Origin of the sequence: Bradyrhizobium tropiciagri (genome assembly GCF_001189845.1) — a bacterium.
Classification (GTDB): domain Bacteria; phylum Pseudomonadota; class Alphaproteobacteria; order Rhizobiales; family Xanthobacteraceae; genus Bradyrhizobium; species Bradyrhizobium tropiciagri.
In genome coordinates this window covers 1-17,556 of sequence record NZ_LFLZ01000043.1, presented here as the reverse complement: position 1 = coordinate 17,556, position 17,556 = coordinate 1, and the positions used below count along the sequence as shown (strand labels likewise).

The following is a 17,556-nucleotide window of genomic DNA, read 5'->3' as shown; positions in this document are numbered from 1 at the left end:
GGAACAGCAGATGTCGAACGCCGCCGCCCCAGCAACTGACGGACCGGATCGCTCCGGCGGTCCGTTGCATGTGGCGATCATCATGGACGGCAACGGGCGCTGGGCCGCGTCGCGCGGCCTGCCGCGCGTCGAGGGCCATCGCCGCGGCGTCGAGGCGCTGCGCCGCGTGGTGCGGGCAGCTCATGAACTCGGCATCGTCTACCTTACGATCTTTTCGTTCAGCTCGGAAAACTGGTCGCGACCCGCCAGCGAGATCGGCGATCTGTTCGGCCTGCTGCGCCGCTTCATCCGCAACGATCTGGCGACGCTGCACCGCGACGGGGTGCGGGTGCGCGTGATCGGCGAGCGCGACGGGCTCGACGGCGACATCTGCGCGCTGCTCAACGAGGCCGAAGAGCTCACGAGGAACAATACCAAGCTCAACCTTGTTGTCGCCTTCAACTACGGTTCGCGGGCGGAGATCGCCGCCGCCGCGCGGCGCCTTGCGCGCGAGGTTGCCGAAGGCAAGCGCGACGCCAACTCGATCGATGCCGACACGCTCGGGCACTACCTCGATGCGCCCGACATTCCGGATCCGGATCTGATCATCCGCACCAGCGGCGAGCAGCGTCTGTCGAACTTCCTGATGTGGCAGGCGGCCTATAGCGAGCTGGTGTTCGTGCCGATTCACTGGCCGGATTTCGACAAGGCGGCGCTCGAGGGCGCGATTGCGGAATACGGCAAACGCGAGCGCCGGTTCGGCGGCCTCGCCGCGAAAACCGGCTCGTGAGCGAGGGCGAAGCCGCGCCGGCGGCAGCAAGCGAGCAGCCGCCTGAGGCAGCAGGCGATCAGGGGGCGCGCAACCTCGCGATGCGCGTGGTTGCGGCGCTGGTGCTGGCGCCGGTCGCGATCGCACTGGCCTATCTGGGCGGTATCGCCTGGTCGCTGTTGGTGACGCTGGCGGCGGTCGGCTTGTTTGTGGAATGGCTTGCTGTAACCGGGTTCGGACGCGAACTCCGCGTCGTGGTGCCCGGTGCCTTAGCGCTGCTGCTGATCGGACTTTGTTTGATGGTCGGCCGCATCGATGCGGCGCTGGACGTGCTCGTGGTCGGTGTGGTCGCGGTGGCGTTGACGTCGGGCGAGCGGCGCGGCTGGGCAATTGCGGGATTGCTCTATGCGGCGGCCGCCGAGATCGCAGCGGTCGTGCTGCGTCTCGATCCGGCGAACGGCTTCGCCGCGCTGATGTTCGTGCTGCTGGTCGTGTGGGTCACCGATATCGGCGGCTATTTCGCAGGCCGCAGCATCGGCGGGCCGAAGCTCTGGGTGCGGGTCAGCCCGAAGAAGACATGGGCTGGCGCGATCGGCGGTTTCGTGGCGAGCCTGGTTGTTGCGGCCGGCTTTGCCGCCTTCGAGATCGGGACGACAGGGCCGTTGTTGATGCTCGGAGCCGTGTTGTCGGTGGTCTCGCAACTCGGCGATCTCTTCGAATCCGCGGTGAAGCGGCGGTTCGGGGTGAAGGATTCGAGCCACATCATTCCCGGCCATGGCGGCCTGCTGGATCGCCTGGACGGATTTGTCGCGGCCGTCATTGTGGCGGCGATTTTCGGCTTTCTCCGTGGTGGCGCCGATGGCGTCGGACGCGGTCTTATGGTTTGGTGATGAGATGAGCGCAGTTCCGTTGCGTAACAACAAGGCCGCGGCGGCATCCGCCGTGCGGACCGTGACTGTCCTCGGTGCCACCGGCTCAATCGGCGACAGCACGATGGATCTGCTGCGTGGCGCGCGCGACCGCTACCAGGTCGAGGCGCTGACCGCGAACAGCAATGTCGAGGGTCTTGCCAAGCTCGCCAGGGAGTTCGGTGCGCGGTTCGCCGCCATTGCCGATCCGGCGAAGCTTTCCGAGCTGAAGGACGCACTGGCTGGAACCCGGATCGAATGCGGGGGCGGGGAGAGCGCCATCATCGAGGCCGCCGCACGGCCGGCGGATTGGGTGATGGCGGCGGTCAGCGGTGCTGCCGGATTGAAGCCGGCGCTTGCCGCGGTCGATCGCGGCGCAACCGTCGCGCTCGCCAACAAGGAGTGCCTGGTCTGCGCCGGGGACATCTTCATGGAGCGGGCCAAGAAGGCCGGCGCCTGCATCCTGCCGGCGGACTCCGAACACAATGCGCTGTTCCAGGCGCTCGCCTCCGGCAATCGCGAGGAACTGACGCGGGTGATCATCACCGCATCCGGCGGGCCGTTCCGCACCTGGGCTCCGGCCGACATCGAGCAGGCGACGCTGGAACAGGCGCTGAAGCATCCGAACTGGAGCATGGGGCAGAAGATCACGATCGATTCCGCCTCGATGATGAACAAGGGCCTCGAGGTGATCGAGGCGTCCTATCTGTTCGCCCTGGCGCCCGACGAGATCGACGTGCTGGTGCACCCGCAGTCGATCATCCACGGCATGGTCGAGTTCTCGGATCGCTCGGTGGTGGCCCAGCTCGGCACACCCGACATGCGGATCCCGATCGCGCATTGCCTCGGCTGGCCCGACCGCGTCGTCGGCCCATCGGCCAAGCTCGATCTCGCCAAGATCGGACAGCTCACCTTCGAGGCGCCGGACTTCGAGCGTTTCCCGGGGCTGCGGCTGGCTTACGAGGCGCTGCGGATGGGGTACGGCGCGACGACGGTCTATAATGCCGCGAACGAGATCGCGGTCGCCGCGTTTATCGCTGGCAAGATCAAGTTCGGTGCGATCGCCCGGCTGGTCGAGGCGACGATGAATGATTGGATCAGGTCGGGGAATCAGCCACCACTGCATTCGGCGGATGATGCGATTTCCGTTGACCATATCGCGCGAAATAAAGCTGCCGCCCTATTGCCTCAAATTGCCTTAAAGGCAACCTAGAGGGTTGGGGACGGAGCTTAATCGCTCTTGTCGAGGGGAATTCGGATGCCCGAGTATTTTCTTCATAGTATCGATGCGTTGAGTCATGGGCTTCTCGGCTATATCGTTCCGTTTCTCTTCGTCCTGACCATCGTCGTTTTCTTCCACGAGCTTGGCCATTTCCTGGTCGCGCGCTGGGCTGGCGTGAAGGTGCTGACCTTCTCGCTGGGCTTCGGGCCGGAGCTTGCCGGCTTCAATGACCGGCATGGCACGCGCTGGAAGATCTCGGCGATTCCGCTCGGCGGCTACGTCAAGTTCTTCGGTGACGACAGCGAGGCGTCGACGCCGTCGACGGAGACGCTCGCCGCCATGACGGCGGAAGAGCGCGAGGGCAGCTTCCACCACAAGTCGGTCGGCAAGCGCACCGCCATCGTCGCGGCCGGCCCGATCGCGAACTTCATTCTTGGTGCCCTGATCTTTGCCGGCATGGCACTCTATTACGGCAAGCCCAGCACGATCGCCCGGGTCGACGGCCTGGTCGCCGAGAGCGTCGCCGCGAATGCGGGCTTCAAGGTCGGCGACGTCGTCGTGGATATCGACGGCAGCGCCATCCAGAGCTTTGCTGACATGCAGCGGATCGTAGCATCGAATGCTGGTTCAGAGCTTGGCTTCAAGGTGAAGCGGGATGGCGCGGTCGTCGCGCTCAAGGCGACGCCGGCATTGAAGGAGGTCAAGGATCCCTTCGGCAACGCGCACAAGATCGGCGTGCTCGGAATCGAGCACAAGGCTCAGGTCGGCGAAGCCTCCAGCGCGCCGGTTGGCGTCTTCGAGGCCATGAAGATCGGCGTCGAGCAGGTCTGGTACATCATTGCCAGCACGTTCAAGTTCCTGGGGTCGCTGTTCGTCGGGACCGGCAATCCGGCCGAGGTGAGCGGAGTCATTGGAATCGCGAAGCTTTCGGGCCAGGCGGCGAGCGCCGGGTTCCAGTTCGTGGTCAATCTTTGCGCCATCCTGTCGGTCTCGATCGGTCTGTTGAACCTGTTCCCGATCCCGCTTCTGGATGGCGGACACCTGCTGTTCTACAGCGCTGAGGCGCTCCGTGGACGCCCGCTTTCCGAGCGGACGCAAGAGGTGGGTTTCCGAATCGGTCTGGGTTTGGTTCTGATGTTGATGGTGTTTGCGACGTATAACGACATCCTCAGGATCGCCGGGTCCTGAAACGGGGCTTTTCTGTGACGTTGCCAATGGGCAACGTCTTGGAACGAAAATGGAAATGTTCAGCTCTAGTAAGTTTGCCCCCTTGGCAAATTTGGCTACAAGCTGAGCGGCAGGTTGGGAATCTGTCGGGTCGTTGGGGAACGACTTGGCACTGTTAAGATAAGGGCGCGTTGCGCATGATGTTTGGAATGCGAGTGAGGGGGGCTTGTTCGCCGCCTTGGTCATGTTCGCCGCGCCGGTGGCGGCCACTCTGTCGGCCGTAGCTGTGTCTGCGCCTGCGTATGCGCAGACGGTTGATTCGATCACGGTGGAGGGGAACCGCCGCGTCGAGCTCGAAACCATCCGCTCTTATTTCCATCCCGGACCGGGCGGTCGGCTGGGCCAGGCCCAGATCGACGACGGCCTGAAGGCGCTGATCGAGACCGGCCTGTTCCAGGACGTCCATATCGACCAGCGGGGCGGACGCCTCGTCGTGGTCGTGGTCGAGAACCCGGTGATTGGCCGCGTTGCCTTCGAAGCAACAAGAAGGTCAAGGACGAGCAGCTCACCGCCGAAGTCCAGTCCAAGCCGCGCGGCACCTTCTCGCGTCCATGGTGCAGTCGGATGCCCTGCGAATCGCGGAAATTTACCGCCGCTCCGGCCGCTACGACGTGCGGGTCAATCCGCAGATCATCGAGCAGCCGAATAACCGCGTCGACCTGATCTTCGAGGTCAATGAAGGCGTGAAGACCGGCGTGCGGTCGATCGAGTTCGTCGGCAACAATGCCTATTCGGCGTCGCGCCTGCGCGATGTCATCAAGACCCGCGAATCGAACATCCTGAGCTTCCTCGGCGGTAACGACGTCTACGACCCCGACCGGGTCGAGGCCGACCGTGACCTGCTGCGCCGCTTCTACCTCAAGAACGGCTATGCCGACGTGCAGGTCGTGGCCGCGCTGACCGAATACGATCCCGACAAGAAGGGCTTCCTGGTTACCTTCAAGATCGAGGAGGGCCAGCAGTACCGCGTCGCATCCGTCAACTTCACGTCGTCGATCAACACGCTCGATCCGAACGCGCTGCGCTCGTTCTCGCGCGTCAATGTCGGCTCGCTCTACAACGCCGAGGCGCTGGAGAAGTCGGTCGAGGAGATGCAGATCGAGGCGTCCCGCCGCGGCTACGCGTTCGCGGTGGTCCGGCCGCGCGGCGATCGCAATTTCGACAGTCACACGGTGTCGATCACCTTCGCGATCGATGAAGGTCCGCGTACCTATATCGAGCGCATCAACATCCGCGGCAACAGCCGCACGCGCGACTACGTCATCCGCCGCGAGTTCGATATCTCCGAAGGCGACGCCTACAACCGTGCGCTGGTCGACCGTGCCGAGCGCCGGCTGAAGAACCTCGACTTCTTCAAGACCGTGAAAATCACCACCGAGCCCGGGTCCTCCAGCGATCGCGTCATCCTGATCGTCGATCTCGAGGAGAAGTCGACCGGCGACTTCTCGGTGTCGGGCGGCTATTCGACCACCGACGGCGCGCTGGCCGAAGTCAGCGTCTCCGAGCGCAACCTGCTCGGCCGCGGCCTGTTCGCGAAGGCCTCGGTGACCTACGGCCAGTACGCCCGCGGCTACTCGCTGTCGTTCGTCGAGCCCTATCTGCTCGACTACCGCGTCGCGCTCGGCCTCGATTTCTACCAGCGCCAGCAGCTGTCCAACAGTTACATCGCCTACGGCACCAAGACGCTGGGCTTCAGCCCGCGGCTCGGCTTCAGCCTGCGGGAAGATCTGTCGCTGCAGCTGCGCTACTCGATCTATCAGCAGGAAATCACGCTGCCGTCGACGCTCAACAACTGTAACAACGTGCCGCTGCTGCCGGACGGAACGCCGAATCCCGCGTTCAATCCGAGCCCCGCCTATGCCAACCTGAACGGGATCAGCCTGGTGTCGACCAATGGTCTGGGCTGCTTCTCCGACGGTGAAGCCTCGCTGCCGGTCCGCAAGGAACTGTATGGCGGCAAGACCCTGACCTCGGCGCTGGGCTATACGCTCAACTACAACACGCTCGACAACAACAAGAACCCGACCGACGGTCTGATCATCGACTTCAAGCAGGACTTCGCCGGCGTCGGCGGCGACGTCAGCTACATCAAGAGCGCGATCGACGCGAAGTACTACACCCCGCTGGTGTCGGACATCGTCGGCGTGATCCACGCGCAGGGCGGCATCCTGAACAAGCTCGGCAGCGACGAACTGCGTATGCTGGATCACTTCCAGATGGGCCCGAACCTGGTCCGCGGCTTCGCGCCGAACGGTATCGGTCCGCGTGACATCAACCCGTACGGCACGATGGACGCCATCGGCGGCACCAAGTACTGGGGCGTGTCGGCGGAACTGCAGATGCCGTTCTGGTTCCTGCCGAAGGAAGTCGGGCTCAAGGGCGCGGTCTATGCCGACGCTGGCGGGCTGTATGACTATCAGGGCCCGACATCGTGGGCGAGAACCGGCGAAGTCAATGTGCCCGGCTGCGTCAAGCCGACGAACAACCCGGCGTCTCCGGGCACCTGCCTTGGCCTGCAGTTCGACGACAGCAAGGTTGTCCGTAGTTCGGTCGGTGTCGGTCTGATCTGGCAGTCGCCGTTTGGTCCGCTGCGCTTCGACTACGCCGTGCCGCTGACCAAGGGTGCGTATGACCGCGTGCAAGAATTCCGGTTTGGTGGCGGTACGACTTTCTAACACCGCGACCCGACCGGACTGCGACGGATGGAATGGCGCAGCCGATCTTCTTCAAAAGTCCTCCTTCGTCATCGCTGGCTGAAATAGCCGCGCTGACGAAGGCGCAACTGGTCGACCCCGAAAGGGGCGCGCACAAGATCAGGGGGCTGGCCTCGCTCGACGAGGCCGGTCCGATGCATCTCGCGTTTTTCGACAATCTCAAATACGCCGACCAGCTTGCCGCGACCAAGGCCGGCGCCTGCCTGGTCAGCCCGCGCTTCGAGGCGCAGGTGCCGAAGGGCACCGCCGTGCTGCGGGCCGCAAAGCCGTTCCAGGTGTTCGTCGAGCTTGCCCGCGAATGGCACGCCGATGCGCTGCGGCCGCAATCCTGGTTCGATACCGAGGGGATCGCCCCGTCGGCGATCATCGATCCGACCGCGCGCCTCGAGGATGGTGTCATCGTCGATCCGCTGGTCGTGATCGGCCCGCGGGTCGAGATCGGCTCGGGCACCATCGTTGGCGCCGGCGCGGTGATCGGCGCCGACGTCAAGATCGGCCGCGACTGCAATGTCGGCGCCAAGACCACCATTCAGTTCGCGCTGATCGGCAACAACGTCCTGATCCATCCCGGCTGCAATATCGGCCAGGACGGCTACGGCTTCATCTTCTTCGGGCCCAAGGGCCACGTGAAGGTGCCGCAGACCGGTCGCGTGGTGATCCAGAACAATGTCGAGGTCGGCGCCGCCTCGACCATCGACCGCGGTTCCCTCCGCGACACCGTGATCGGTGAGGGCACCAAAATCGACAATCAGGTCCAGATCGGCCACAATGTCACCATCGGCCGGCACTGTCTGCTCGCGGCCCAGATCGGGCTCGCCGGCAGTCTGACGATCGGCGACAATGTCGCGCTCGGCGCCAAGGTGGGCATCAACAACCACCTCAAGATCGGCGACGGCGCCCAGGTGACGGCGATGAGCGCGGTCAAGGACGACATCCCGGCCAATGGCCGCTGGGGCGGGCATTTCGCCAAGCCGACCAAGCAGTGGTTCAGGGAAATTATCGCAGTGGAGCGCCTGGTGCGCGACAACGAAGCCAAGGGCAAGGAACAGGAGTGATGGAGGAGGCACCGGTCAAATTCGAGCTGGTGGATATCAACGATATCCTGAAGACGCTCCCGCATCGCTTTCCGATGTTGCTGATCGACCGCGTGATCAATATCCGCACCGACTACAGCGGTATCGGCATCAAGAACGTCACATTCAACGAGCCGCCGTTCCAGGGACATTTCCCGGAGCGCCCGGTTTATCCCGGCGTGATGATGATCGAGGCGATGGCCCAGACCGCCGGTGTGATCGGCATCAAGTCGGTCGAGGGCACCGAGAAGCCGCGCGCGGTGTATTTCCTCACCATCGACAAGTGCAAGTTCAGGAAGCCGGTGATGCCGGGCGACACCATCGAATACCACATGCGCTCGCTCGGCCGCCGCAAGACGATGTGGTGGTTTCACGGCGATGCCAAGGTCAACGGCCAGGTGGTCGCTGAAGCCGATGTCGGCGCGATGCTGACGGACTAAAGCGCTTTCGCGCTGCAGGGCTCACGACGTCCGGCAGGCGTATCGGCCGTCCGCGCCTGCGATGCGCAGGACGCGGTTGAGAAAGACGCCCATCGATGGTGCGATCATCAGCGCGTCGTAGGTTTCAGTACGCACGCCGCAATAGTGCTGGTAGCTGCCCCTGACCGCGACCAGCAATGTCTGCTCGCCCGCGCTGTAGCAGACCCGCTGGACGATCGTGCTGCGATTGATGTCGCGGCAGTCGAAGCGCGAGAGATCGACAGCCGTGCTGTTGCCGAGGTCGACGATCTCGGTGCCGATCGGCGCAGAGAGCAGGCTGAGGATCAGCGCGGCGGCCCGGACCATGGATCGGTTGCGACCTTCTCGTTTGCAACAGGCCGTCATGATACGTCACTGGACAGGGCGGTCAAAGTCGCGCTAACGACCAGCCAAATCGACAGCATGGCGCCTTGATAGCACCTTGGCGCGATTAACGAATTCCGGATCGAAACTTCATGAGCATGATCGACCCCACTGCGCGGATTGCGGATGGCGCTGTGATCGGGGCCGGCACCGAGATCGGTCCGTACTGCATCATCGGCCCCAATGTCGTGCTCGGTGAGAACTGCAAGCTGATCGCGCATGTCACGGTCAGCGGACATACCAGGATTGGCGCCGGCTGCGTCATCTCGCCGTTTGCCGCGCTCGGCGGGCCGCCGCAGGATCTCAGCTATCGCGGCGAGCCGACCCGTCTCGAAGTCGGCGAAGCCTGCACGATCCGCGAGGGCGTGACGATGAATGTCGGCACGATCAAGGGCGGCGGGCTCACCCGCGTCGGCGATCGCGGCTTCTTCATGAATAACAGCCACGTCGGCCATGACTGCATGGTCGGCAACGGCGTGATCTTCGCGACGTCGGCGACGCTGGGCGGTCACTGCGAGATCGGCGACTTCGTCTATATCGGCGGCCTGTCGGCGGTGCACCAGTTCACCCGCGTCGGTTCGCAGGTGATGATTGGCGGCGTCTGCGGCGTGCGCGGCGACATCATCCCGTTCGGGCTCGCCAACGGCCAGTACGCGGTGCTCGAAGGCCTCAACATCATCGGTATGCGGCGCCGCCAGTTCACCAAGGCGCGGCTCGCAACCGTGCGTGCGTTCTACCAAAAACTGTTCCACGGCCCCGGCATCTTCGCCGAGCGGCTGGCTTCGGTGCAGCCGCTGGCAAGCGAGGATCCCGCGATCGCGGAGATCCTCACCTTCATCGAGGGCGGCAAGCTGCGACCGCTCTGTCTTCCCGCCGATACCAATTGAGCAGGGGATGGCCGCCAGCATGACGTCAGCGGCTCCCTCGCTTTCCTCGCCGGTCGGCGTGATCGCCGGCGGCGGCGCCATGCCGTTCGCGGTTGCGGATCAGCTCGCCGCGCGCGGCATCACGCCGGTGCTGTTCGCACTGCGCGGCGCCTGCGATCCCGCGCGCTTGCAGAAGTTTCGTCATCGCTGGATCTCGGTCGGCCAGCTTGGGCGGGCGACACGGTTGTTTCGCGATGAAGGCTGCCGCGACCTGATCTTCATCGGCACCCTGGTCCGCCCGGCGCTGTCGGAGATCCGGCTCGACTGGGGGACGCTGCGCCTGCTCGGCCATGTCGTGCGCGCGTTCCGTGGCGGCGACGATCATTTGCTGTCGAGCGTCGGCCGCATCCTCGAGCAGCAGGGATTTCGCATGGTCGGGATCAAGGACGTCGCGCCCGATCTCCTGATGCCCGAGGGCGCCGTGACGCGCGCGACGCCGGACAGCGCAGCGCTCGCCGATATCGCGCGCGGCCGCGGCGTGCTCGACGCGCTCGGGCCGTTCGACATCGGACAGGCGGCCGTGGTGGTCGACGGTCACGTGGTTGCGGTCGAAGACATCGAAGGCACCGACGGGCTGCTCGCGCGCGTGGCGCGGCTGCGCGCCGAGGGCCGGATCCGCGCCAAAGCGGCCGCGGCGTGCTGGTGAAGGCGCCGAAGAGCAAGCAGGATCTGCGCTTCGATCTGCCGACCATCGGCCCGCGGACGGTCGAGGGTGCGGCCGCGGCGGGGATTGCCGGGATCGCCGTGATCGCGGGCAATACGCTCGCCGCCGAACCGCAGGCCCTGATCGAGGCCGCCGACGCCAAGGGGCTGTTCGTCATCGGGTTGGCAGGCTGATGCAGGCGCGCAGTCCCAGCACCGGCCGCAAGATCTTCCTCATCGCGACCGAGGAATCCGGTGACCGCCTCGGCGCGGCACTGATGCAGGTGCTGCGCCAGCGGCTCGGCGATAACGTGCAATTTGCCGGCGTCGGCGGCCGGCAGATGACGGGTGAGGGCATCGACCCGCTATTTCCGATCGAGGAGCTCTCGATCGTCGGCCTTTCCGCGGTCGTGAAGCAATTGCCGAAAATCCTGCGGTTGATCAGCCGCACCGCCGACGCAGTGCTCGCCGACGCGCCCGACATGCTCGTCATCATCGACAGCCCGGACTTCACCCATCGCGTCGCGCGCCGGGTCCGTGCACGCAATCCGAATATTCCGATCATCGATTACGTGTCACCGTCGGTCTGGGCCTGGCGGCCGGGCAGGGCACGCGCGATGCGAAGCTATGTCGATCATGTGCTCGCGCTGCTGCCGTTCGAGCCGGAAGAATATCGCAAGCTGCAGGGACCGCCATGCAGCTATGTCGGCCATCCCCTGACCGAGCAACTCGCCTCGCTGCGGCCGAACGAGGAGGAGCAGAAGCGGCGCGACGCGCAACCGCCGGTCCTGCTGGTTCTGCCCGGAAGCCGGCGCAGCGAGATCAAGCATCATCTGGCGCTGTTTGGCGCCGCGCTCGGCCAGCTCAACCAGCAAACGCCGTTCGAGCTCGTGCTTCCCACCATGCCGCATCTCGAGGCGATGGTGCGCGAAGGCGTCGCCTCGTGGCCCGTGGCGCCGCGGCTTGCGATCGGCGAGACCGAGAAGCGCGCCGCATTCCGCGTCGCCCGCGCCGCGCTCGCGAAGTCGGGCACAGTGACGCTGGAGCTCGCGCTGTCAGGGATTCCGATGGTAACGGCCTATCGCGTCGGCGCCGCCGAGGCGTTCATCCTGCGCCGCGCAATCCGGGTGTCGTCGGTGATCCTCGCCAATCTCGTGATCGGCAGCGATATCATTCCCGAGTTCCTGCAGGAGAACTGCACGCCGGACAAGCTTGCGCAGGCGCTGGTCGAGGTGATCAAGGATTCACCTGAGCGCCTGCGGCAGCTTGTGGCGTTCGCGACGATGGACGGCAAGATGTCGACCGGCGACCAGCCGCCGAGCGTCCGCGCCGCCGACATCGTGCTGGCGGAATTGGGCCGGCGTTCGGCCTAGTCGTTCACTCATGCTGCGCTCTGCGGCGACATCCGGTCGCAACGGTTCCGCTTGCCTCTGATATTTAGACTGCGCTAATATTAGCGTGGTCTAATATTAATGCGGAGCCCTCCATGAAGATCGATCCTGTCGCCTATGTCGGAGCGGTCGTTCGCGAAGTTGCCGTCCGGGAACGCGACGGCAAACCGGCGCGGGCAGTGATTGCAACGCGCAGCTACGACACCGACATCGCCGATCTCTGGGACGCGCTGACCAATCCCGAGCGCATTCCGCGCTGGTTCTTACCCGTCTCGGGCGATCTGAAGCTCGGCGGCCGCTACCAGTTCCAGGGCCAGGCCGGCGGCGAGATCACAACGTGCGAGCCGCCGCGCCGGCTTGCCGTGACCTGGGAGGCGATGGGCACCGTCAGCTGGCTCGCCGTCACCCTGGCTGACGATGGCGCCGGCGGCACGCGCCTGGAACTCGAGCATCTCTCGCTGATCGAGGGCGATTTCTGGGATCGCTATGGACCCGGCGCGGTTGGCGTCGGCTGGGACCTCGCCTTGATCGGGCTCGCGCTCTACATCGCCTCGGGCCCCGGTGCGCAGTTCGATCGCGCGGCCGCGGAGGCGTGGCCCGGCTCCGATGACGGCAGGGAGTTCATCCGCCGCAGCAGCGCAGACTGGTGCACGGCCTCGATCAAGGCTGGCACGGACGAGGCCGCCGCGCGCCGGGCCGGGGCCAACACCACGGCGTTCTATTGCGGCGAGCCCGAGCCGGGTGGAGGCTCGTAACCGTGCACGCCTTCGACATCCTCGGCGATCCCGTTCGCCGGCGCATCCTGGAACTGCTGGCGACTGGCGAGCACAGTTCGGGTGATGTCGTCGCCGTCGTGCAGCGCGAATTCGGTATCACCCAGTCGGCGGTCTCGCAGCAGCTGCGGATCCTGCGCGACGCCGGTTTCGCGTCGGTGCGCGCCGACGGCACCCGCCGCATCTACGCGGTGGAGCCGCGGCGGCTGCGCGAGGTCGACGACTGGCTCGATCGCTTCAGGGCGTTCTGGCTGCCGCGCCTCGATGCGCTCGCGACCGAAGTCGCGCGCGGCAAACGAAAACGGCGCCATCGGGAATGATGGCGCCGTCTCGGACTCACTCAGGAATGCAGCTTACGTGCGCTTGTCGATCTGCACATAGTCGCGGCGCGCGACGCCGGTGTAGAGCTGGCGCGGACGGCCGATCTTCTGCTGCGGATCCTCGATCATCTCGCTCCACTGGCTGATCCAGCCGACGGTGCGGGCGACGGCGAACAGCACGGTGAACATCGAGACCGGGAAGCCCATCGCCTTCAGCGTGATGCCCGAATAGAAGTCGACGTTCGGGTAGAGCTTGCGATCGATGAAGTAGGGATCGCTGAGCGCGATCTTCTCGAGCTCCATCGCGACCTTGAGCATCGGATCGTCGCCGTGGCCGGTCTCCTTGAGCACCGCGTGACACATCTTCTGCATGATCTTGGCGCGCGGGTCGTAGTTCTTGTAGACGCGGTGGCCGAAGCCCATCAGGCGGACTTCGCTGTTCTTGTCCTTCACCTTGGCGATGAAGTCCGGAATGTTTTCGACCTTGCCGATGCCGTAGAGCATGTTGAGCGCGGCCTCGTTGGCGCCGCCATGCGCCGGGCCCCACAGGCAGGCGATGCCGGCCGCGATGCAAGCGAACGGGTTGGCGCCCGAGGAGCCGGCAATGCGCACCGTCGAGGTCGAGGCGTTCTGCTCGTGGTCGGCATGCAGGATGAAGATCTTGTCGAGTGCGTCAGCCAGCACCGGATTGATCTTGTATTCCTCGCAGGGCACCGCGAAGCACATGTTGAGGAAGTTCTCGGCAAACGAGAGCGAGTTCTTCGGATAGATGAAGGGCTGGCCGATGGTGTACTTGTAGGCCATCGCCGCCAGCGTCGGCACCTTCGCGATCATCCGCATCGAGGCGATCATGCGCTGCCGCGGATCGTTGATGTCGGTGGAGTCGTGGTAGAACGCAGCCAGCGCGCCGACGGCCGCCACCATGATCGCCATCGGATGAGCGTCGCGGCGGAAGCCCTGGAAGAAGCGGGCCATCTGCTCATGCACCATCGTGTGATGGATCACGCGATGGTCGAAGTCCTTCTTCTGCGCCGGGGTCGGAAGCTCCCCGTAGAGCAGCAGGTAGCAGGTCTCGAGGAAGTCGCCGTGCTCGGCGAGCTGCTCGATCGGATAGCCGCGGTATTCGAGAACGCCGGCGTCGCCGTCGATATAGGTGATCTTCGACTGGCAGCTGCCGGTCGAGGTGAAGCCGGGGTCGTAGGTGAACACCCCGGCCTGGCCGTAGAGCTTGGCGATGTCGATGACATCAGGCCCAACCGTGCCGCTCAGGATCGGGAAATCGTAGTTCTTGTTGCCGATGGTGAGTGTGGCTGTCTTGCTGGATTTTGCGTCCATCGCGATATCCCCGATGAATTCGTTGCGAAAACCGACCATGCCCAGTCGCTAATGTGCGGCCCATGGCCGGGCGGAACGGCTTGTTGAGAAAGCGTCCGGGGATGGGTAGCTCATTGCAATGTGCGCTGCAAGATGGACCCTGGAGGGGGTCCATGCAGGATTACGCCGCCTGATCGGCGAGGCGGGCCAGGCACTCCTGGCGTCCCAGGACGGCCAGCACGTCGAAGATGCCCGGCGACGTTGTGCGCCCGGTCAGCGCCACCCGCAGCGGCTGGGCGACGGCGCCGAGTTTCAGATTGTTCTGCTCGGCGAAATTCCGCATGGCGGACTCGGTGGTTTCCGCCGTCCATTCATTCACGGCTTCCAGCGCGGTACGCAGCCGGCCGATCAATGCGCGCGTTTCCGGCGTGAGTAGCGCCACAGCTTTCGGATCGAGCTCGAGCGGCCGATCGGCGAAAATGAAGTAGGCGCCCGCGATCAGCTCGATCAGCGTCTTGGCGCGCTCCTTCAGGCTCGGCATTGCGCGCAACAACTGCGCGCGGGTGGCGTCGTTGAGCTTGGCCTTCAGCGCGGCGCCTTCAGGAACATAGTCCAGCACGCTCTCGAACTGGGTCACGAGGGATTGATCGTCGCTCTGCCGGATATAGTGACCGTTGAGGTTCTCCAGCTTGGCGAAATCGAACCGCGCCGCCGAGCGGCCGATGCCCGGGAGGTCGAACGCGTCGATCATCTCCTGGGTCGAGAAGATCTCCTGGTCGCCATGGCTCCAGCCGAGCCGGACGAGGTAGTTGCGCAGGGCGGCCGGCAGATAGCCGAGCGCGCGGTAGGCATCGACGCCGAGCGCGCCATGGCGCTTCGACAGTTTCGAGCCGTCGGGGCCGTGGATCAGCGGAATGTGGGACATGCTCGGCAGCTCCCACTCCAGCGCGTCGTAGATCTGCTTCTGGCGCGCGGCGTTGATCAGGTGGTCGTCGCCGCGAATGATGTGGGTGACGCCCATGTCGTGGTCGTCGACCACGACCGCGAGCATGTAGGTCGGGGTGCCGTCGCCGCGCAGCAGGACGAGGTCGTCGAGGTTCTCGTTCTGCCAGACCACGCGGCCCTGGACCTGGTCCTCGATCACGGTCTCGCCGGTCTGCGGCGCTTTCAGGCGGATGGTCGGCTTGACGTCCGAGGGCGCGGTGGCCGGATCACGGTCACGCCACATGCCGTCATAGAGCCGGGTGCGGCCCTCGGCGCGTGCCCTCTCGCGCATCGCGGCCAACTCCTCGGGCGTGGCGTAGCAGTAATAGGCGCGCCCGGCGGCGAGCAGGCCCTCGGCGACCTCGCGATGGCGGGCGGCGCGGCTGAACTGGTAGATGACGTCGCCGTCCCAATCGAGCTCCAGCCATTTCAGGCCGTCGAGGATGGCGTCGATCGCCTCCTTGGTGGAGCGTTCGCGGTCGGTGTCCTCGATCCGGAGCAGCATCTTGCCGCCGAGCTTCCGGGCATAGAGCCAGTTGAACAGCGCGGTGCGGGCACCTCCGATATGGAGGAAGCCGGTCGGTGAGGGGGCGAAGCGGGTAACGACGGGATTGGTCATGATCGAGCGAGACGTATGCTGGAACGGGCGGTGGTGTATAGCAGGAACAGGACATAACTAAAGCCTCGGTTGACCTTTTGCCCGTCAAACCGGACTTGAAACCGGCCCGACACCGGACTTGGCCGGACGGCGCGAATTTGGCAGAAGGTTGAGCTTAATCCTCCAGGGAACCCTTTGATGACGACTGACACGACGGCAGAGGCAGGGCGCGACTTCATCCGCGACATCGTCCAGGCCGATCTCTCCTCCCACAAGCACAACCGGATCGTGACCCGCTTCCCGCCGGAGCCGAACGGCTACCTGCATATCGGTCACGCCAAGTCGATCGCGCTGAACTTCGGCATCGCGCAGGAGTTCGGCGGCCAGTGCAATTTGCGCTTCGACGACACCAATCCGACAAAAGAGGAGCAGGAGTACATCGACTCCATCCAGGCTGACGTCCACTGGCTCGGCTACGACTGGGGCAAGAACCTCTTCTTCGCCTCGGACTATTTCGAGCGCCTGTACGATTGGGCCGAGGGCCTGATCAAGGCCGGCTATGCCTATGTCGACGATCAGTCGCAGGAGGAGATCCGCACGTCCCGCGGCACGCTGACCGAGCCCGGCAAGAACTCGCCGTTCCGCGACCGTTCGGTCGAGGAGAACCTCGACCTGTTCCGCCGCATGAAGGCCGGCGAGTTCTCCAACGGCGCCCGCGTGCTGCGCGCCAAGATCGACATGGCCGCCGGCAACATCAATTTGCGCGACCCCGTGCTGTACCGCATCCTGCACGCCCATCATCCGCGCACCGGCGACAAGTGGTCGATCTATCCGAGCTACGACTACGCGCACGGCCAGTCGGACGCGATCGAGGGCATCACCCATTCGATCTGCACGCTGGAGTTCGAGGACCACCGCCCGCTCTATGAGTGGCTGCTCGACAAGCTGCCGGTGCCGTCGAAGCCGCGCCAGTACGAAATGGCGCGGCTGAACCTGACCTACACGCTGCTGTCGAAGCGCGTCCTGACCCAGCTCGTCCGTGACGGGCATGTCTCGGGATGGGACGATCCGCGCATGCCGACCATCGCCGGCCTGAAGCGGCGCGGCGTGCCGCCGGCCGCGGTGCGCGAGTTCATCAAGCGCATCGGCGTCGCCAAGGCCAACAGCGTGGTCGATGTCGGCATGCTCGAATTCTGCATCCGAGAGGAACTGAACCGCACCGCGCTGCGCCGCATGGCGGTGCTGCGGCCGCTCAAGGTCGTGATCGAGAACTATCCGGAAGGGCAGGTCGAGGAGATCGAGGCGATCAACCATCCCGACAATCCGGAAGCCGGCACCCGCAAGATCGCGTTCGGCCGCGAGCTCTACATCGAGCGCGACGACTTCATGGAGAACCCGCCGAAGAGGTTCTTCCGCCTCTCGCCCGGCAACGAGGTGCGGCTGCGCTATGCTTACTTCATCAAGTGCACGGGCGTGATCAAGGACGCCGCCGGCGAGATCACAGAGCTCCGCGCGACCTATGATCCGGCGACCAAGGGCGGCAATGCGCCCGACGGCCGCAAGGTGAAGGCGACGATGCACTGGCTGCCGGCAGCCCAGTCGAAGCCGGCGGAGATCCGGATCTACAATCAGCTGTTCGCGAACCCTAGCCCGAACGCCGCCAATTTCGCCGCCGACCTCAACCCGCAATCGCTGGAAGTGCTGACGGATGCGCGGGTCGAGCCTGCGATCGCCGAGGGCAACTCGCCTGACGCGATGCAGTTCGAGCGGCAGGGCTATTTCGTGCGTGACGCGGATTCGAGGCCGGACAAGCTCGTGTTCAACCGCACCATCGGCCTGCGCGACACCTTCGCCAAGGAAGTCGGCGGCAAGGG

General features: G+C 64.9%; 14 protein-coding genes and 2 pseudogenes. 13 read left to right on the top strand and 3 right to left on the bottom strand.

Going from position 1 to position 17,556, the window contains the following annotated elements:
- Positions 1-10: 10 nt before the first annotated feature.
- The 7 genes and pseudogenes from AKN84_RS28390 to fabZ all read left to right on the top strand — a co-directional run bounded on the left by AKN84_RS28390 (position 11) and on the right by fabZ (position 8,332).
- Entirely contained in the window at positions 11-769 is a 759-nt protein-coding gene (locus AKN84_RS28390; RefSeq protein WP_050423845.1) for an isoprenyl transferase, read from the top strand.
- Entirely contained in the window at positions 766-1,638 is an 873-nt protein-coding gene (locus AKN84_RS28385) for a phosphatidate cytidylyltransferase (protein ID WP_050423844.1), read from the top strand. Before AKN84_RS28390 ends, AKN84_RS28385 begins: the two co-directional genes overlap by 4 nt.
- A gap of 4 nt (positions 1,639-1,642) precedes the next feature.
- Positions 1,643-2,869, top strand: coding sequence for a 1-deoxy-D-xylulose-5-phosphate reductoisomerase (gene dxr / locus AKN84_RS28380; protein WP_050423886.1), 1,227 nt, complete (start codon positions 1,643-1,645; stop codon positions 2,867-2,869).
- A gap of 45 nt (positions 2,870-2,914) precedes the next feature.
- Entirely contained in the window at positions 2,915-4,066 is a 1,152-nt protein-coding gene (rseP, locus tag AKN84_RS28375; RefSeq protein WP_050423843.1) for an RIP metalloprotease RseP, read from the top strand.
- Positions 4,067-4,242: 176 nt separating this feature from the next.
- Positions 4,243-6,780, top strand: a pseudogene (gene bamA, locus AKN84_RS28370) (outer membrane protein assembly factor BamA).
- 32 nt (positions 6,781-6,812) lie between these two features.
- Complete coding sequence (gene lpxD / locus AKN84_RS28365) at positions 6,813-7,874, top strand: UDP-3-O-(3-hydroxymyristoyl)glucosamine N-acyltransferase (protein ID WP_050423842.1); 1,062 nt, start codon at positions 6,813-6,815, stop codon at positions 7,872-7,874.
- Positions 7,874-8,332, top strand: a complete 459-nt coding sequence (gene fabZ, locus AKN84_RS28360; RefSeq protein WP_050423841.1) for a 3-hydroxyacyl-ACP dehydratase FabZ — start codon at positions 7,874-7,876, stop codon at positions 8,330-8,332. The genes lpxD and fabZ overlap by 1 nt, the downstream gene beginning before the upstream one ends.
- Positions 8,333-8,353: 21 nt before the next feature.
- On the opposite strand, the gene AKN84_RS28355 is transcribed toward fabZ, so the two are convergent.
- Positions 8,354-8,677 carry a KTSC domain-containing protein gene (locus AKN84_RS28355; RefSeq protein ID WP_050423840.1) on the bottom strand — a complete coding sequence of 108 codons (324 nt, stop codon included), beginning with the start codon at positions 8,675-8,677 and terminating at the stop codon, positions 8,354-8,356.
- 149 nt (positions 8,678-8,826) lie between these two features.
- Here AKN84_RS28355 and lpxA point away from each other — a divergent pair, with 149 nt between their 5' ends.
- The 5 genes and pseudogenes from lpxA to AKN84_RS28330 all read left to right on the top strand — a co-directional run bounded on the left by lpxA (position 8,827) and on the right by AKN84_RS28330 (position 12,786).
- Positions 8,827-9,621, top strand: a complete 795-nt coding sequence (gene lpxA / locus AKN84_RS28350; RefSeq protein ID WP_050423839.1) for an acyl-ACP--UDP-N-acetylglucosamine O-acyltransferase — start codon at positions 8,827-8,829, stop codon at positions 9,619-9,621.
- 19 nt (positions 9,622-9,640) lie between these two features.
- Positions 9,641-10,497 (top strand): annotated as a pseudogene (locus tag AKN84_RS28345) (LpxI family protein).
- The gene (lpxB, locus tag AKN84_RS28340) at positions 10,497-11,675 is read left to right on the top strand and encodes a lipid-A-disaccharide synthase (RefSeq protein ID WP_050423838.1); all 1,179 of its coding nucleotides are present in this window, start codon (positions 10,497-10,499) and stop codon (positions 11,673-11,675) included. The pseudogene AKN84_RS28345 and the gene lpxB overlap by 1 nt, the downstream one beginning before the upstream one ends.
- Before the next feature lie 113 nt (positions 11,676-11,788).
- Complete coding sequence (locus AKN84_RS28335; RefSeq protein WP_050423837.1) at positions 11,789-12,448, top strand: SRPBCC domain-containing protein; 660 nt, start codon at positions 11,789-11,791, stop codon at positions 12,446-12,448.
- Positions 12,449-12,450: 2 nt separating this feature from the next.
- Complete coding sequence (locus tag AKN84_RS28330; RefSeq protein ID WP_050423836.1) at positions 12,451-12,786, top strand: ArsR/SmtB family transcription factor; 336 nt, start codon at positions 12,451-12,453, stop codon at positions 12,784-12,786.
- A 33-nt stretch (positions 12,787-12,819) separates the two neighbouring features.
- Here AKN84_RS28330 and gltA read toward each other — a convergent pair whose 3' ends face one another.
- Both gltA and gltX read right to left on the bottom strand, forming a co-directional pair.
- On the bottom strand, positions 12,820-14,121 hold the full coding sequence (gltA, locus tag AKN84_RS28325; protein WP_050423885.1) for a citrate synthase: 1,302 nt from the start codon (positions 14,119-14,121) through the stop codon (positions 12,820-12,822).
- 160 nt (positions 14,122-14,281) lie between these two features.
- Complete coding sequence (gene gltX, locus AKN84_RS28320; protein ID WP_050423835.1) at positions 14,282-15,703, bottom strand: glutamate--tRNA ligase; 1,422 nt, start codon at positions 15,701-15,703, stop codon at positions 14,282-14,284.
- Positions 15,704-15,880: 177 nt separating this feature from the next.
- On the opposite strand from gltX, the gene AKN84_RS28315 reads away from it, so the two are divergent.
- The coding region (locus tag AKN84_RS28315) for a glutamine--tRNA ligase/YqeY domain fusion protein (protein ID WP_050423834.1) at positions 15,881-17,556 on the top strand (1,676 nt) is incomplete at its 3' end.

Coding starts and splice junctions, on each gene's coding strand:
- AKN84_RS28390 (WP_050423845.1), top strand. CDS start 11: ATGTCGAACGCCGCCGCCCCAGCAACTGACGGACCGGATCGCTCCGGC.
- dxr (WP_050423886.1), top strand. CDS start 1,643: ATGAGCGCAGTTCCGTTGCGTAACAACAAGGCCGCGGCGGCATCCGCC.
- rseP (WP_050423843.1), top strand. CDS start 2,915: ATGCCCGAGTATTTTCTTCATAGTATCGATGCGTTGAGTCATGGGCTT.
- lpxD (WP_050423842.1), top strand. CDS start 6,813: ATGGCGCAGCCGATCTTCTTCAAAAGTCCTCCTTCGTCATCGCTGGCT.
- fabZ (WP_050423841.1), top strand. CDS start 7,874: ATGGAGGAGGCACCGGTCAAATTCGAGCTGGTGGATATCAACGATATC.
- AKN84_RS28355 (WP_050423840.1), bottom strand. CDS start 8,677: ATGGTCCGGGCCGCCGCGCTGATCCTCAGCCTGCTCTCTGCGCCGATC.
- lpxA (WP_050423839.1), top strand. CDS start 8,827: ATGAGCATGATCGACCCCACTGCGCGGATTGCGGATGGCGCTGTGATC.
- lpxB (WP_050423838.1), top strand. CDS start 10,497: ATGCAGGCGCGCAGTCCCAGCACCGGCCGCAAGATCTTCCTCATCGCG.
- AKN84_RS28335 (WP_050423837.1), top strand. CDS start 11,789: ATGAAGATCGATCCTGTCGCCTATGTCGGAGCGGTCGTTCGCGAAGTT.
- gltA (WP_050423885.1), bottom strand. CDS start 14,121: ATGGACGCAAAATCCAGCAAGACAGCCACACTCACCATCGGCAACAAG.
- gltX (WP_050423835.1), bottom strand. CDS start 15,703: ATGACCAATCCCGTCGTTACCCGCTTCGCCCCCTCACCGACCGGCTTC.